The organism is Deinococcus sp. AB2017081, from assembly GCF_034440735.1.
Lineage (GTDB): Bacteria > Deinococcota > Deinococci > Deinococcales > Deinococcaceae > Deinococcus > Deinococcus rufus.
Window position 1 is genome coordinate 2412916 of sequence record NZ_CP140098.1, and the last position, 14530, is coordinate 2427445.

The window sequence follows — 14530 nt, forward strand, 5'->3', positions numbered from 1 at the left end:
GGCGCGTTCGGGAGGGTCTTCAGTTCGGCTTGCCGTACAGGACGGGCAGGTTCGGGCCGGCGTGGGCCCGCAGCGCGGCGATCACGCGGCTCACGGCGCGTTCGCGGGCGCGGCGCAGGTCGTCGTGCACCACCTGGAGCACGAACTTCTTCTCGTCGTGGTCGAACTCGACGTAGACCTTGACCTCGTACTCCTCGTCGCGGTCTTCGGGGATGTCGTAGACCGGCGGGGTGAGCAGGATGGACTCGGGCACGTCCTGGCCGTTCGCGGCATTCACGCGCTGCACGATCCGCCGGTCCAGGGCATGCTGCATCGGCGCGACGCTGCTGGCCCCCTCGCGGTTGTCGGTGAAGTTCAGGGTGCTGAAGGTCGGGATCACTGTGGCGTCCACGTACGGGCTCAGCTGGGTGCGCAGCAGCCGCACGAGCTCCTTCTGCGGGATCAGGGTGGGCTTGACCCATGTGCTGACCAGCGCGAAGGCCGGGTGCGTGGGCAGGGGCAGCGCGGTCACCCAGCGGTGGGTGCCGTCCGCGTTCTCCTGCGCGAAGACCACCTGCGCGTCGTCCACGTACACCATCAGCGCCGTGCCCGCCTTCAGCCCGTCGGTCAGGGCGAGCGTCAGGCTCTCCAGATCGCGCAGGGTCGCGCCACTCTCGTCCAGCTCCGCGCGGTGGCGCTCCAGTTCGCCGTTCGGGTGGCGCAGGTAGTACACGCCCCGGGGCTCCGGGCCGGGCACGATGACGGTCTCGCCACTCTGCACCAGGCGCTCGACCTCGGCAATGGCGTTCCCATCCAGACTCGTCATCAGTTCCCTTCCTTTGTCGCGGTCACGCGCACGAACAGCCCTTCCTGGGCGAACACGGCGGCCACCTCGGGCTCCCCGCTGGCGGTCGCGCCGGGCGACACGTGCAGGAACTCGGGGCCGGCCGCCTGGGCGGGCACGCTGACGGCCACCTGCGGCTTGACGGCCACGGTGCTGAAGGTCTCCGCACCGTCCAGGCCCTTGTTCAGCACGGGGCGGAACGCGACCTTGATGGTCAGGACGCGGTCTTTGTCGAGGCCGGGGCGGCCCTCGCAATCCTGCATGCAGCGGTTGATGGCGTCGTTCACCACCTCGCCGATGCCGCCGCCCTGCAGGTTGCCGATGGTGTCGTGGGTGAGCTTCGTTGCGGTCATGGAGCCTCCTGGGGGTGGGACGACGTGAGTTCGGGGCGGCCCGTCCAGCGGGCGAAGAGGGACAGCAGCGCGGCGACCTCGACCGTGACGGTCAGGCCGAACGCGCACTTGAGCAGGGCGGGCGAGGTGGGTTCAAGCAGCGTCGTGAGGTACAGCGCCAGCGGGACGCACACGAGCAGCAGGAGGTACGGCAGGGCGCGGCGCATCTACCGGATCTCCCGGTGGTAGGCCACGCGCACGGCGCGGCGGCGGGGGTTGCCCTCCGGTGCCCGCAGCACCCGGCCGTGCCGGTGCAGGTCGATCAGGGCCATCACGACGGTCTCGTACGGCAGGTTAAGTGCCCGTGCGAGCAATAGGGCGTCCACGACGGTGTACAGCGTGAACACGTGCAGCACGCGGGCGCGGGCGGACTGGGGCCGGTAGCGATGGCGGATCATCGTCTGGCCTCGCAATCGGCGCACAGCACGTCGCCGCACTCCATCAGTTCCCCGCAGCTACACCGGGGCAGGCGGAACAGCCGGATCATCTCCGGGTGCCCACTGCGCACCGCCTGGATCTCGCCCAGCCCCTGTTCGTGTAGGTCGGCCACGATGACGGCCGGGCGGTAGAACGTCCGGATCACGAGGTCGCGACGACCCACCAGCGGCGGACGGGGGGCGTGGCCCGCCGTTGCCGTGCCGCACTCCGGGCAGGTGGCCGCGTCGGCGCGGATCGGCGCGTGGCACCCTGAATTCAGGCACCACACGCTGGGGGCGTACCCGCTGCCGACCAGCGCCCGGAGCAGCCGCACCTGCGCGGCGTTCCGCTCCGCGTGGCGGTCTCGCGGGCCACTCACAGCCGCACCGTCCGGAGCGCCAGCAGCAGCGCGATGCCGCCGTTGAGCAGGGCCTCAGCGATCTGCTGGAGCTGGAGGACGTGCAGGGCCAGGGCCAGCAGCGTGCCGAGCAGCAGCAGGGCCAGGACGCGCTGGAGGGCCACGCGGCGGGCACGATCCAGCAGGTGACGCAGGGGCGCGGTGACGTAGGCGGTCACGCCCAGTCCTCGGGGATGTTGTCGGGCTCGTCATGCCAGCAGCTCGCGCCGCCCGTGCAGCCGTCCGGGCCACAGCAGGGCAGGGTCTGTTCGCGCATGCGGCGATCAACAGCGCTTTCAGGGCGGTCAGTGGAAACAGCGCGGCAGCCAGCGCACACCCAGGGCTGCCCCTCGACGGACGTCGGCGGCAGGAACGTCGGAAGGACGCCACACACGGCACACGCGAGGGTGATCACGCCCGCCCCCACGCACTTTCCTGGTCGCCCAGGTTGCGGGGGCCGCCGTAATCGGGTTCCCGGTCGCGCTCCGCCTGGGCGAGCTGGAGGTCGCGGGCGAACTCGGCGCGGGTGCGCTCGAAGGACTTCACGATGGCGTCGCCCCGCTTGAGCACCTTGCGGCTATCCACCTCCAGCCACAGCGTGCGGCGCTCCTGATCCGCGTGCTTGGTGACCACGAAGCCCAGGCCGTGCAGGCGGCTGAAGATCGCGTGCGCCAGCCGCAGGCTGCCCTGGTCGTCGATGTCGAACTGGAGCATCTCCACCTCGGCCACCAGGGCGATCAGGTGGCCGAACTTGTGCTGGCACTCGGGGCCGACCACGCCCACGAAGGGGATGACCGTGCCGGGCCGGGTGAGTGCCCGGCCACAGTGGGCACAGCGGGGCGCGTGGGCGCGGGTGGGGGGGGACTGGGGGGCAGCGTGTATCATGGGGTCTCTCCTCCCCCCTGCTGAGCCGTTCCACCGGCGTTGACGCAGGGGGTGTTTCTTTGCTCAGTCGACTTTTCTGGTTGTGAAGGTGACAGTGGTCGAGCTCGTGGGGCGTTCGGTCTGCGCCTGCTCCCACTCGGTCAGGGCGGTGGCGGAAACGCGGATGATGCGGCCCAGGCGGACGCACGCCAGCCGGCCGTGCTCGATCTCGGCGTAGATGGTTTTGCGATCCACGCCGAGCAGCTCGGCCACTTCGGGGACGGTCATGTAGGGCTTCATGCGGGCCGTCCGGCGTAGCCTTGACGGGAGGGGTCATCCATGGACGAAGTGACCTTTCTGGTACAGGGTGTGCTCGTGACAGGGAAGCTGGCGTTCCCAGTAGGCAAGTTGGAACCGCCGGAGGCAGCGCGGTTGCAGCTCACCCTGGACGACGCGGTGGCCTGCATGGGCCTGGAACAGAGCGACCTCTTCGTGTTGTTCGAGGCCCGGATCTTCGGCGCGTCCATTGCGACCGTGGAGTCTCTGGTGCTGCGTCGGGACGCCGTGGGCGGCACGCTGAATGGGCACCTGTTCATCGACGCCACGCCCCAAGTGAACTGACGCCCTCGTAGAGATGTGGTCTCAGAGCGCGGCGATCTTCCGCGATGGCGTCGCGCACGACGGCCTGAAGCTCCGCACGGATGGCCGGATGCTGTACCGCGCGCACCAGCAACTGGACGAGGATGGAGGAAGGTTTCATGCGGGGGTGACCTCCTGGGCGGTCGGTAGGCGGGCAGCGCGGGCAAGGCACCGTCCTCTTCTTTACGGCTTTACTCGGAACCTTCCGAGTGGGCTGGTAAAAAAAGAGAGCGGGCGTCAACCTTCAATGCTGTTGCTAGCGCTTGAAGCGTCCGTCCACTCACGCCATTTACTTGACCCTGCTCGTGCTTGAACACCGTTGCAGACGACACGCCTGCGGCGGCGGCCAACTGTTCCTGAGTCAGGCCCGCCCGCGTACGGGCGCTCTTGAGTCCAGGCAGAAGCATTGGCATGCCGATACTATACGGAGACTTCACTAGTAACGTCAATACGGTACGGAGGTAACGTTAGGGTATGCGGAACGCCTGAGTCACACTCTCCGTACTATGCGGCATGTTCCTAGTTACTTCAGCCTCGTGCCGGATCTTTATGCCACGAGGGCCTGAGCCGAAAAAGCCACGACCAGCGTGGAGCACGGCACTACGCGCCCGGCGAGTGGCCCTGGATCTAAAGCAGGAAGATGTCGCCGCTCGTACGGAAGATGCCATATCTCAGGGGACAGTCAGCGATCTGGAACGCGGCAAAGTGGACATTCTAAACATGACAGCTTCTCGTGTAGGACAGCTTGCAACCGCGCTGGATTGGACTCTGGAAGAGATGCAGGAGGCGCTTGGAGTTCAGCTGGTCTACGCTCTGCCGACCTTTGCAGAGGTAGAGAAATCCACTCTCGACAGCTTCCGTAAAGAGTTCGGTCGCGATCCATTCCCGAACGAGACCTATAGGGAAGCCAAGCGATGGCTTGCGGCTCAAGCGGCTGACTCAAACAAGGCCGTTCAATCTCCACTGCCTGCACCCCTTGATCGCCCTCTCCCTGACGCCCTGCACGAGGCGGTGCAGCTCTACGGCAAGCGCTTCCCCGAACTCCGGGACGCCCGCTGGCAGCAGTACCTCGCGGGCTTCAACTGGCGCGAGGGGCAGCCCGACGATCCCGAGGCGTGGCTTGACCTGTACCGCGACCTGACCCGCGCCGGCATTGTGCCGGGGAGCAACTGAGTGCGCGACTGCACCCAAGGCGCCGTCGCCTACGCCCTGCGCGAACACGCCCGTACCGGCCACCTCACGGATCCCGAGCGCCTCGCCCACGCCCTGGGGGTGCGGGTCGTGCCGGGCGCCCGCAATGCCGCGAGCCATGGGCCCCCCAGCGTGATCACCCTGCGCCGCGATCAGTACGCACCCCGGCAGCGCTTCACGATGCACCACGAACTGGCGCACATCCTGATCCAGCGGGCCGGCCTTCAGGACGGCATCCGCAGCGAGGTGGACGATGACGAGGCCGCCGCGCACCTGGAGGCGGTCACGAACCACATCGCCAGCCTGCTCGTGATGCCCGACCCGATGATCCGGGTGGCGCTGGACACCTTTGGCCTGACGCCCGAGACGGTGCTGCTGGTGCGGGACGCGGGGCGGGTGTCGCTGGCGGCCGCGATGCGCCGGGTGATCCACGCGCAGGAGCAGTCGGCCACGGCATGGGTGAGTGCCGGGCCGTACGTGCTCGACGTGACCAGCAGCGATCCGTACAACCGCCTGACCCGCTACCAGCGGCTGCCGGACGCGCGGGCCGCCTTGCCGGACGCGGCGCTGCTGGCGCTGCCCGGCGAGGCGCGGCTGCTGGGCGTGGTGGGGTGGTGAAGGGAAGACGTAGACCGTGAATGGAGCACTTGACATAAAGCCGTCAGTGAGGTGTCACTATGATTACTACCTATGAAGCACCTACTCCCTGCCCTGCTCAAGCGGTTGCCTGTTGGCACTCCCGCGCGTGCAACGGTGGAGTTCATCGCGGAAGTCGAGGCTGCTCGTGACCAGGAAAGGCGTGAAAAAGCCGGCCGCGAGCAAGAGCGCCACGAGCGGCTCCGGAAAGACGCCCGCGAGCGCCGAAAATCTATCCTCAACCGTCCGTGAGTTCATATACCTCGATGAGGGTCGAGTGTTTTCCTACCTCGCCCAAATTGAGGGCGGGCTCCGACTCCTGAGACACGAAGTCGAAGGAGCTTTGGATGTAGCCAGCGAGGAGACCGGTGGTGACGGCGAGGGCGGTTCATTCAATGCTGAAGGTGGGGTCTCTCCGACTGCAGCGGCAATCGCTGGCGTACTTGGAGGCGTTGCGGGATTTCCCGTTGGCCTTCTTGCAGGGTTGAGTGGAAAGGCGCAATACAACACCACCTGGGAAAGTAGCTCGCCAATTGTTCGAACTACCAATTCCGACACAGTGTCACGAGCGGATCTTACGATTTTACATCATGCGGCCTTTGACTTAGTCATTGAACACATGAAGGGTAAAATCAAAACCGCTCGCGGAGCATTGACTCTTCTCCCGGTGTCCGCCCTCGGAGGCGCTGTGGCTTCTCTGCAAGGCTTAGAAATTGAGGCGCTGTCGAATCCCTCAGCAGTGGCAGGTGTAGCTGCGATCGCCGCCATGAGCGGCTTTGGAGTACAAACCTTCGTATTTTTGGAGAGTCCAAACAACTTGCACGCCATGGTAGAGGATAAGCACTTCACCATGCCTCCATCCCTCTTTGCAAGTACATACGGTTCATGCACTTCAATACCATTCTCCGTTGCTTACATTGAGGCACAAGATACAAGGAAGGCCCGAGTCCACGTACCGAAACAATTCGCTACACCCGCAGCAAAAAGGCAATTCTCCGACTTGGTGGATATATTTGGCACCCTGACTAACAGCTTAGGAATGGGTGATGGCACTCGAATCTTTCCGCTTGCCATATATCGTGACCTTTAGGGTGTATTACATGAGGTGGCGGCTTGTGAAAACCACCTAAAATCAATTGATATGATCCTGGGCAAGCCCCAAATGTACAAGCCCCCATCCGGAGATGGGGACCTGTCGGCACCCACTATACCAGATCCCATAGATCCACCGGAGCAGCCATGACCCCCCGCCCCGCCAAGCCCCGCAAACCTGGTCAGGGCAACATCCGCGAACTCCCCTCCGGATCCATTCGCTGGGAGGTCATGATCGAGGGCCGGCGCTTCAGCGGCGTGACCAAGACGCGGAAAGAGGCCCAGAACGCCGTCACCCTCAAGATGGCCGACGCCCTGCGCGGCGGGGTCGTCGATCCCAGCGCCGAGACGCTCGGCGAGTACCTGTCCCGCTGGCTCACCAGCCGCGCCAGCACCCGCGCCGTGCGCACGACCGCCATCCAGCGCGGCCACCTGAAGCGCTACATCAGCCCCCAGCTCGGCACGAAGCGGCTCCAGAAGCTCACCCCCAGCGACCTGCGCCGGCTCTTCGACCACCTGAACGAGGAAGGCTTGGGCGCGAGCTCCCAGCGCCAGGTGCACCAGTTCCTCGTCAGCGCCCTGGGCGACGCCCACCGCCTGGAACTCGTCACCCGCAACGTGGCCCAGCTGGTGCGCCCCACGCCGGCCCGGGGCCGGGAGGCCCGCGAGCTCCCCGCCTTCACTGCCGAGGAGGCCGCGAAGTTCGTCGAGGTGGCCCGGCACGATCCGGCGGGCCGCTGGTTCATCTTCGCCCTCTCGACCGGCATGCGGCGCGGCGAGGTGTGCGGGCTGCGCTGGGCGGACGTGAGCCTCACCGACGCGACCGCCCAGGTCACCGAGGTCATCGCGCAGAGTGAGGGCGAGACCTACGTCACGACGCCCAAGACCCAGGGCTCCCGGCGTACCGTGCACCTCTCCCCCAGTGCGGTGCAGCTCCTCCGCGAGCAGCGGGCGTACCAGGAGCTCTGCCGCGACGCGCTGAGCGGCCCGGTGCGGGGCCACAAGACAGGGTACGTGCGCCAGCGTCCGTGGCAGGACTCCGGACGGGTGTTCACCAACACCTTCGGCGCGACGGTCGATCCGCACAACCTGCGGCGCACCATGCAGCGCCTGTGCGCGCAGGCAGGCGTGCGGTACGTGAGCATCCACGGTCTGCGGCACACCTACGCCTCCCTGAGCCTGATGCGGGGTGTGCCGGTGGAGGTGGTGAGCAAGCAGCTCGGGCATGCCAGCGTGGGCTTCACCATGAACCAGTACCGGAGTGTCTACAAGTCCGAGCGGACGGCGTGGGCGCTGGGAATCGACGAACTGACGCGGGTGGGCTGAGGGGGCGGGTCACCCGAGGCGCGGCAGGCTGAACCCGAACGTGGTGCCCTCCCCCGGTCGGCTGTGGGCCCACACGCGCCCCCCGTGCCGCACGACGATCTGCTGGACGTTCGCGAGGCCCACGCCGGTGCCTTCGAACTCCGAGGATCGGTGAAGCCGCTGGAAGAGCCCGAACAGCCGGCTCGCCTGATCCGGTGGGAAGCCCACGCCGTTGTCGTGTACTTCCACGAGCCATTCGCCCTCGGCGGCCCGCGCGGTCACCCGGATCACCGCCGGCTGCTGACCCCGCGAGTACTTCACCGCGTTCGACAGCAGGTTCGCCATGACCTGCTGGAGCAGCGTCGCGTCCCCCAGCACGGTCGGCAACGGCTCCACGTGCCACTCCACCCCCAGGCCGTCCATGTCTGGCGCGAGCTCCCCCCGCGCGGCCGTCACCACGGCCCCGAGGTCGACCGGATGGCGTTTGACGGGCTCCTGTGAGGTGCGGGCAAACTCGAGCAAGGCGTCGGTCATGACTCCCATGTGTGTTGCCGCCTGCTCGATGACGTTCACCGCCCTCTCGACCTTCGCCGTATCCCCTTGCGCGAGCGCGCGGCGCAGGATCGCCGTGTACCCCGCCACATGCCGGATCGGCGCCCGAAGGTCATGGGACACCGAGGCGGTGAAGGCGTCGAGCGCCGCGTTCGATTCGGTGAGCTGCGCCGTGCGGGCCACGATCCGGTGCTCGAGCGTGGCGGTCAACTGGGCCTGTTCCAGCTGCGCGGCCCGGCGGCCGTCCCACAGGTCCTGCAGGGCGGACGACAGGTGATCGACTTCCGCGTACTGCCGCACCCTCGGGAGCCCGGGCGCGTCGCCCCCGTGCGCCAGGCGCTGGGCCGCCACCGTCAGCACGCCGAGCGGCCGGCTGACCGCGCGGGCCGCCAGGTAGGCCACCAGCGCCGAGACCGCCACACCTATGACGCCCCACAGCTCAATCTGCCGCCGCAGGGCGAGCGATTGCGTCTGAACGACCGCCGCGTTCTGCCGAACCACCACCCGCCAGCTCAACCCCGGGTAGATCGTCCGGGCGCCAGTCACGGCGTACCCGGCGACGTACGGTTGGCCGTCCCAGGTGGCCGCCACCGTGCCCTGCGCTCCCGGTGACGCGCGCCGCACCGCCGTCACCCCCGGCAGGGCGGAGCCCAGCAGGGGGGCCGGGCCGTGGATCACCTCGCCCTGCCGGTTGAGGATCAAGACCTCCACCGCTGGAGCGTTCCCCGTCAGGGCGAGGGCGTCGCGCTCTACGCTCTGCGCCCACCCCCAGCTCAAGTGCCCCCCCAGCACGCCCACCACCCGGCCGGCTGGATCGAGGATGGGGGCACTGATGTCGATGAACCGAAGGGGTTCCCCATTGGCCGGCTTCGGTAACACGGCGGCCAGCAGGAGCGCTGGATGCACGTCCTCGACGATCGGCCCGCGGCGGCCACGGAGGAACCATGGCCGCCGTGCGACGCTGACGCCCTCCAGCAGGCCTCCGGTCGCCGCGCGCACGTGTCCTGCCGCGTCGGTGACGCCAATCCACGCGAATTCGGGACTGGCCCCGCGCAGGTGCTCGAGCACGCGGCGCTGTTGCGCCGGGGTGCCGGAGTGCATCTCGATGAGCGACCGGGTCAGCAGGACGTCCTGATAGCGTTCCTCCATGGTGCGGTCGAGCGCTCGTGCAGCGACGACCGCGGCCTGGGTCAGGACGTGCCGTTGCTGGGCCTCGAGCCGGGCGGTCTCGGCGGGGACGATGACGGCGATCAGGAGCAGGGCACCGAGGGCGGCCAGCGCCGCGAAGGCCATCGCCAGCCGGTGGGCCAGGGACGGGACGGTGGTGCGCGGGTGACCAGCGGGTCGCGGCATGTCTCTCCAGGGTACTGGGCTGGTGGCCGGCGTCCGTCAGGAAATGTCACATCCGGGTGGGGGCATTCCGCACGGCCTCCGCACGGCGAACCGGTGAGCCCTTTTACGAATTGAAAAACCCGCTCCAGGCGGGGTTTTCTGTGGTGGGCGGTGAGGGATTTGAACCCCCGACCAATCGCTTGTAAGGCGAGCGCTCTACCGCTGAGCTAACCGCCCACGCGGCCTGACATGCTAGTGGCTGCGGGGCCGTCATGCAAGCAGGGACACGGTGGTTCACTCGGCAGCGCCGGGGATCACACGTCCGGAAGCGTGACCCCCCCGAGTTCGTCACTCAGCTGGGCACCCAGCGTCAACAGGGGGTGGTCACGGCCGGCCGGACCGACCAGCAGGACACCGGCGGGCGCGCCGTCCTGTGGCCGGGTGGGCAGGGCCAGGCTGGGATACCCGGCCTTGGCCGCCAGCGGGCAGCCATGGATCCCAGGGAACAGCACCACGTGAACGCCCGAGGCGAACAGCGGATCAAGGCCCCGGTCACGGCTGAGATCCAGGTCTCGGGCCCGAGAGCGGTGATGGTGCGCCTCGCTCGCATCGCCACGGGTGCCCTGGGCCGCGTGCAGGAGGGTCTGCCCGTACCGCAGGGCCGTGTCTGCAGCAGCGTCATTGCCGTCGATCACGGCCTGGAGGCTGCGGGGGCCGTCGGTCACGCCCCCCAGGTAGCCATTCAGGTCACGCTGGAACTCATAGACGAGGACATCAAGCATCCACCCGGCCGCGCCGAGTTCGGTGCGCGTGGGAAACGTCACGTCCTGCACCGTGGCTCCGGCCGCCTCCAGCGCGGCCACCGCCGCGTCCAGAGCCGTCTGATCGGCCGGAGACACGTGCGGTTCGTCGCGGATTACACCGACGACCGTGCCCGCCAGGGTGCCGGGCAGCGTGCCCGGAGTCGGCGCGGCCTGCGTGGCTGGATCGCGGTCGTCCAGCCCCTGGATCACGCCCAGGAGCAGGGCGGCGTCGCGGACGCTGCGGGTGATCGGGCCAGCCGTGTCCTGGGATGCGCTGATGGGAACTATTCCGGTGCGCGGCACCAGTCCCATGCTCGGCTTGAGCCCGACCACGCCGTTCTGGTGCGCGGGACTGACGATACTGCCGCTGGTCTCGGTGCCGATCGCGGCGGCGCACAGCCGGGCCGCCACTCCCACGCCGCTGCCGCTGCTGCTGCCACCGGTGTCCAGCCCGGCCCGCCACGGGTTCACGGTCTGCCCGCCGTGTGAGGAATACCCGTTGGCCATGCCGACCGTCATGAAATTGGCCCATTCGGTCAGGTTGGCCTTGCCCAGGATCACCGCACCGGCCGCCCGCAGCCGCGCAACCACCGGCGCGTCGTGCTGGGGGACATGCCGCGCCATCAGCACGCTGCCGGCCGTGGTGGGCAGCCCGGCCACATCGATGTTGTCCTTGATCAGCATCGGAACGCCGTGCAGGGGGCCGCGCTGCTCCGCCGGCAGGCGGTCGAGGTCGGCAGCGTCGGCCGCCGCCTGCGGGTTCACGGTGATGACAGCATGCAGGGACGGGTTGAGGCGCTCGATACGCCGCAGGTACACCTCGGTCGCGGTGGCCGCCGTGAAGTCGCCACGCTGGAGAGCCGCCGCGAGATCCGTCGCGTCGAGAGCCAGCACCACACCGGATTCGGGAGCAGAAGTCACCCCGGCACTGTAGATCAGCGCCGGGGGCGGGGGTGGGCCGGTGTCCCGGTGGCCGGATCGCTCAGGCCCGGACGAGGTACGCGCTCTCGATCACGTCGAGTTCGCGGATGGCCTGAAGCTGCTCGGCACTCAGGCTGTCGTCCAGGGTCAGGGTGAACAGGGCCTGACCGCCCTTCTGGGCGCGGCCCAGCGCCATGCCGGCGATGTTCACGCCCCACGTGCCCAGCAGGGTCGAGAGCTTGGCGACGGCGCCGGGCTTGTCCTCGTTGCTGGCGATCAGGATGTAGCCCTCGGGTTCCAGCTCCACGCGGAAGTCCCGCAGGCGGGTCAGGCGCGGGCTCTTGCCGAACACGGTGCCGCCCACCGTGCGGGTGCGGTCGCGGTCGCCGGCATGGCTGGTGACCTTCACGATCACCTCGGTCTGGTAATCCGGGCTGTCGGCCTGCTCGCGCACGGCGAGGTTCAGGCCACGCTCGCGGGCCAGCGCGCGGGCATTGATCATGTTCGGACGCTCGTCGGTGCTGCCGCTCAGGTAGCCGACCAGGGCGGAGGTGACCACCGGGGCAGGATCGGCCGGGAACTCGCCCCGGAACGTGACCTCGACGTCGTGGGCACCGGGGAGCAGCTGCGCCAGGATGCGGCCCAGCTTCTCGCCCAGGGTCAGGTAGCCGCCCAGCGCCTCCATGGTCTTGGCGTCCAGCGCGGGGGCGTTCACGGCTCCCTTGCTCACGTCACCCTTCAGGGCGTCGAGCACACGCGACACGATCTCCGCGCCGACGCGCTCCTGGGCCTCGCGGGTGTTGGCCCCCAGGTGGGCGGTGATGCCCAGGTTCGGGGCCTGGAGGAACACGTGATCCGGGGTGGGCGGTTCCTCGACGAACACGTCAACGCCCGCGCCGAAGAGGTGACCGGACTGGAGCGCGGCCACCAGGGCCCGCTCCTCGACGATGCCGCCCCGCGCCGCGTTCACGACGATGGCATCCTTCTTCAGCAGGGCCAGTTCCCGTTCGCCGATCATGCCGGTGGTTTCCTCGGTCAGGGGGGTGTGCACCGTCAGGAAATCCACCTGGGTCAGCAGCTCGTCCAGCGTGGCGGCGCGGGTTACGCCCAGACGCTCGAACTTGCTCTCGGGCACGTGGGGATCGTAGGCGACCACATGGAGGCGCAGGCCCTGGGCCCGGTCGGCCACGATCGAGCCGATGCGCCCCAGGCCGACGATGCCGAGCGTCTTGTCCTTGAGTTCGATTCCCAGGAACTTCCGATCCCACGTGCCGGCGCGGGTGCGGGCGTCGCTGCCGGTCAGGCCACGGGCGGCGGCCATCAGGTGCATCAGGGCCAGTTCGGCGGCCGAGACGTTGTTGCTTTCAGGGGCGTTCAGCACGAGCAGGCCGCGCAGGCTGGCGTAGTCGAGGTCGATGTTGTCCACGCCGACGCCGCCGCGTCCGATCACCTTCAGGCGGGGGCCGGCGGCGTCGATGAGTTCCCGGTCGACCTTGGTGCGGCTGCGGGTGATCAGGGCGTCGTACTCGGGCAGCCGGCGCAGCGTCTCGGCACGGTCCATGTTGCCGTGGTAGTCGATCTGGAAGCCGGCGTGCTCGAGGTTGCCGGGATTCATCTCGTCGCAGATCAGCACGCGCAGGGGCGTGGTGGCCGGAGGCGTGCCAGCAGTCGGAGCGGGTGCGGTCATCCCGCCAGGGTAAGCGCCGGTGGTGCCCGGCGCAGGCAGATGGCTAGGGAGACGCCAGAACCCCACCCCACCACGTGAAGGCTTGCACAGTGAGGAGGACTGGACAATTTTTTTAGGCAAGCCTAATATTCACGCATGTCGGTCAGCCTCCCTTCTTCCAGCAGCCTCGACGAACGGATGTCGAACCATGCCTCGGACGTGCTGCACGGCCGCAGCCGTCGCCGTGGCCCCGCCCGCCTCCTGCCCTTTCTCGGGCCGGCCGTCATCGCCTCGATCGCGTACATGGATCCCGGCAACTTCGCCACCAACATCCAGGGCGGGGCCCAGTTCGGCTACTCGCTCCTGTGGGTGATCCTGGCAGCGAACCTGATGGCCATGCTGATCCAGAACCTCAGCGCCAAGGTCGGGATCGCCACCGGGCGCAACCTGCCCGAGCTGATCCGTGACCGCTGGCCGCGCCCCCTGACGCGCTTCTACTGGGTGCAGGCCGAACTCGTGGCCATGGCGACCGACCTGGCCGAGTTCCTGGGTGCGGCCATCGCGATCACGCTCCTGACCGGCCTGCCCCTGTTCTGGGGCGCGGTGATCACGGCGGTCATCACCTTCTGGCTGCTCACCCTGCAACGGCGCGGCTTCCGGCCCCTGGAGATCGCCATCGGGGCATTCGTGCTGATCATCGGCGGCGCGTATCTGGTGCAGTTCATCGTGGCGCATCCGTCACTGAGTGCACTCGGGCGCGGCTTCGTACCCACCTTCCAGGGAGTGGACGCCGTGTACCTCGCGGTGGGCATCATCGGGGCCACGGTCATGCCCCACGTGATCTACCTGCATTCGGCGCTGACCCAGGGCCGGGTCGCCACGGCGGACGACACGCAGAAGCTGCGCCTGAGCCGTCTGAACCGGGTGGACGTGATGCTGTCGATGGGTCTGGCGGGGCTGATCAACATGAGCATGCTGGCGGTCGCCGCCGCCACGTTCTTCGGCAAGGGCATCGAGGACGCCGGCAACCTGGAGACCGCGTACCAGACGCTGACCCCGCTGCTGGGGCCGGTGGCGGCCATCGCGTTCGCCATCGCCCTGCTGGCCAGCGGCATCAGTTCCAGCGCGGTCGGTACCATGGCCGGGCAGGTCATCATGCAGGGCTTCGTGGGCTTCAGCATTCCGCTGTGGCTGCGCCGCACCATCACCATGCTGCCGGCGTTCATCGTGATCCTGCTGGGCCTGGATCCGACCTCCACGCTGGTGCTGTCGCAGGTGATCCTGAGTTTCGGGGTGCCCTTCGCCCTGGTACCGCTGCTGATGTTCACCGCCCGGCGCGACGTGATGGGCGTGCTGGTCAGCCGCCCGTGGGTGACGGTGCTCGGCTGGATCTTCGCCGGACTGATCATCGCCCTGAACGGCTACCTGCTGTGGGGCACGCTGATCGGCTGACCGCAGTGTCCACCCCACCGTCTCGATGGCGGAGGCCGGATCGTGGGA

General features: G+C 68.1%; 18 protein-coding genes and 1 tRNA gene. 6 read left to right on the forward strand and 13 right to left on the reverse strand.

Annotated elements, in window-relative coordinates:
* Window positions 1–19 precede the first annotated feature (19 nt).
* From U2P90_RS11690 to U2P90_RS11725, 8 genes are all read right to left on the reverse strand, one after another.
* Window positions 20–805: a hypothetical protein gene (locus U2P90_RS11690; protein ID WP_322472249.1), complete on the reverse strand. Its 786-nt coding sequence runs from the start codon at window positions 803–805 to the stop codon at window positions 20–22.
* Entirely contained in the window at window positions 805–1176 is a 372-nt protein-coding gene (locus U2P90_RS11695; RefSeq protein ID WP_295821631.1) for a hypothetical protein, read from the reverse strand. The genes U2P90_RS11690 and U2P90_RS11695 overlap by 1 nt, the downstream gene beginning before the upstream one ends.
* Window positions 1173–1382, reverse strand: coding sequence for a hypothetical protein (locus U2P90_RS11700; RefSeq protein WP_322472250.1), 210 nt, complete (start codon window positions 1380–1382; stop codon window positions 1173–1175). The genes U2P90_RS11695 and U2P90_RS11700 overlap by 4 nt, the downstream gene beginning before the upstream one ends.
* The gene (locus U2P90_RS11705; protein ID WP_322472251.1) at window positions 1383–1613 is read right to left on the reverse strand and encodes a hypothetical protein; all 231 of its coding nucleotides are present in this window, start codon (window positions 1611–1613) and stop codon (window positions 1383–1385) included.
* A complete protein-coding gene (locus U2P90_RS11710) occupies window positions 1610–2011 on the reverse strand; it encodes a hypothetical protein (protein ID WP_322472252.1) in 402 nt (133 codons plus the stop codon). The genes U2P90_RS11705 and U2P90_RS11710 overlap by 4 nt, the downstream gene beginning before the upstream one ends.
* Complete coding sequence (locus U2P90_RS11715) at window positions 2008–2208, reverse strand: hypothetical protein (RefSeq protein ID WP_295821638.1); 201 nt, start codon at window positions 2206–2208, stop codon at window positions 2008–2010. The genes U2P90_RS11710 and U2P90_RS11715 overlap by 4 nt, the downstream gene beginning before the upstream one ends.
* 232 nt (window positions 2209–2440) lie before the next feature.
* The gene (locus tag U2P90_RS11720; protein ID WP_322472253.1) at window positions 2441–2914 is read right to left on the reverse strand and encodes a hypothetical protein; all 474 of its coding nucleotides are present in this window, start codon (window positions 2912–2914) and stop codon (window positions 2441–2443) included.
* A 63-nt stretch (window positions 2915–2977) separates the two neighbouring features.
* The gene (locus U2P90_RS11725; RefSeq protein WP_322472254.1) at window positions 2978–3193 is read right to left on the reverse strand and encodes a helix-turn-helix domain-containing protein; all 216 of its coding nucleotides are present in this window, start codon (window positions 3191–3193) and stop codon (window positions 2978–2980) included.
* A gap of 39 nt (window positions 3194–3232) precedes the next feature.
* Between U2P90_RS11725 and U2P90_RS11730 the strand changes: the two genes are divergently transcribed.
* Window positions 3233–3514: a hypothetical protein gene (locus tag U2P90_RS11730; RefSeq protein WP_322472255.1), complete on the forward strand. Its 282-nt coding sequence runs from the start codon at window positions 3233–3235 to the stop codon at window positions 3512–3514.
* A 209-nt stretch (window positions 3515–3723) separates the two neighbouring features.
* Here the strand turns inward: U2P90_RS11730 and U2P90_RS20175 are convergent, their stop codons facing one another.
* Window positions 3724–3945 carry a helix-turn-helix domain-containing protein gene (locus U2P90_RS20175; RefSeq protein WP_416173932.1) on the reverse strand — a complete coding sequence of 74 codons (222 nt, stop codon included), beginning with the start codon at window positions 3943–3945 and terminating at the stop codon, window positions 3724–3726.
* A gap of 136 nt (window positions 3946–4081) precedes the next feature.
* Between U2P90_RS20175 and U2P90_RS11735 the strand changes: the two genes are divergently transcribed.
* The 4 genes from U2P90_RS11735 (at window position 4082) to U2P90_RS11750 (ending at window position 7777) form a co-directional block, all read left to right on the forward strand.
* Window positions 4082–4705 carry a helix-turn-helix transcriptional regulator gene (locus U2P90_RS11735; RefSeq protein WP_322474693.1) on the forward strand — a complete coding sequence of 208 codons (624 nt, stop codon included), beginning with the start codon at window positions 4082–4084 and terminating at the stop codon, window positions 4703–4705.
* Complete coding sequence (locus U2P90_RS11740; protein ID WP_322472256.1) at window positions 4706–5341, forward strand: ImmA/IrrE family metallo-endopeptidase; 636 nt, start codon at window positions 4706–4708, stop codon at window positions 5339–5341.
* Between the two features lie 166 nt (window positions 5342–5507).
* Complete coding sequence (locus tag U2P90_RS11745) at window positions 5508–6449, forward strand: hypothetical protein (RefSeq protein WP_322472257.1); 942 nt, start codon at window positions 5508–5510, stop codon at window positions 6447–6449.
* 149 nt (window positions 6450–6598) lie between these two features.
* Window positions 6599–7777, forward strand: coding sequence for a tyrosine-type recombinase/integrase (locus U2P90_RS11750; RefSeq protein ID WP_322472258.1), 1179 nt, complete (start codon window positions 6599–6601; stop codon window positions 7775–7777).
* A gap of 9 nt (window positions 7778–7786) precedes the next feature.
* Here U2P90_RS11750 and U2P90_RS11755 read toward each other — a convergent pair whose 3' ends face one another.
* The 4 genes from U2P90_RS11755 to serA all read right to left on the reverse strand — a co-directional run bounded on the left by U2P90_RS11755 (window position 7787) and on the right by serA (window position 13051).
* Entirely contained in the window at window positions 7787–9661 is a 1875-nt protein-coding gene (locus tag U2P90_RS11755; protein WP_322472259.1) for an ATP-binding protein, read from the reverse strand.
* A 141-nt stretch (window positions 9662–9802) separates the two neighbouring features.
* Window positions 9803–9877, reverse strand: a tRNA-Val gene (locus U2P90_RS11760).
* A 77-nt stretch (window positions 9878–9954) separates the two neighbouring features.
* Complete coding sequence (locus U2P90_RS11765) at window positions 9955–11364, reverse strand: amidase family protein (protein ID WP_322472260.1); 1410 nt, start codon at window positions 11362–11364, stop codon at window positions 9955–9957.
* Between the two features lie 61 nt (window positions 11365–11425).
* Complete coding sequence (gene serA / locus U2P90_RS11770; RefSeq protein WP_322472261.1) at window positions 11426–13051, reverse strand: phosphoglycerate dehydrogenase; 1626 nt, start codon at window positions 13049–13051, stop codon at window positions 11426–11428.
* Window positions 13052–13228: 177 nt separating this feature from the next.
* Between serA and U2P90_RS11775 the strand changes: the two genes are divergently transcribed.
* The gene (locus tag U2P90_RS11775) at window positions 13229–14482 is read left to right on the forward strand and encodes an Nramp family divalent metal transporter (RefSeq protein ID WP_322472262.1); all 1254 of its coding nucleotides are present in this window, start codon (window positions 13229–13231) and stop codon (window positions 14480–14482) included.
* The last annotated feature ends 48 nt before the right edge of the window (window positions 14483–14530 follow it).

Bases quoted from the DNA above. Each gene is read 5' to 3' on its own strand.
- U2P90_RS11775 (WP_322472262.1), top strand. From the start codon at position 13,229: ATGTCGAACCATGCCTCGGACGTGCTGCACGGCCGCAGCCGTCGCCGT.
- U2P90_RS11720 (WP_322472253.1), bottom strand. From the start codon at position 2,914: ATGATACACGCTGCCCCCCAGTCCCCCCCCACCCGCGCCCACGCGCCC.
- U2P90_RS11695 (WP_295821631.1), bottom strand. From the start codon at position 1,176: ATGACCGCAACGAAGCTCACCCACGACACCATCGGCAACCTGCAGGGC.
- U2P90_RS11750 (WP_322472258.1), top strand. From the start codon at position 6,599: ATGACCCCCCGCCCCGCCAAGCCCCGCAAACCTGGTCAGGGCAACATC.
- serA (WP_322472261.1), bottom strand. From the start codon at position 13,051: ATGACCGCACCCGCTCCGACTGCTGGCACGCCTCCGGCCACCACGCCC.
- U2P90_RS11730 (WP_322472255.1), top strand. From the start codon at position 3,233: ATGGACGAAGTGACCTTTCTGGTACAGGGTGTGCTCGTGACAGGGAAG.
- U2P90_RS11690 (WP_322472249.1), bottom strand. From the start codon at position 805: ATGACGAGTCTGGATGGGAACGCCATTGCCGAGGTCGAGCGCCTGGTG.
- U2P90_RS11755 (WP_322472259.1), bottom strand. From the start codon at position 9,661: ATGCCGCGACCCGCTGGTCACCCGCGCACCACCGTCCCGTCCCTGGCC.
- U2P90_RS11705 (WP_322472251.1), bottom strand. From the start codon at position 1,613: ATGATCCGCCATCGCTACCGGCCCCAGTCCGCCCGCGCCCGCGTGCTG.
- U2P90_RS11700 (WP_322472250.1), bottom strand. From the start codon at position 1,382: ATGCGCCGCGCCCTGCCGTACCTCCTGCTGCTCGTGTGCGTCCCGCTG.
- U2P90_RS20175 (WP_416173932.1), bottom strand. From the start codon at position 3,945: ATGCCAATGCTTCTGCCTGGACTCAAGAGCGCCCGTACGCGGGCGGGC.
- U2P90_RS11735 (WP_322474693.1), top strand. From the start codon at position 4,082: ATGCCACGAGGGCCTGAGCCGAAAAAGCCACGACCAGCGTGGAGCACG.
- U2P90_RS11725 (WP_322472254.1), bottom strand. From the start codon at position 3,193: ATGAAGCCCTACATGACCGTCCCCGAAGTGGCCGAGCTGCTCGGCGTG.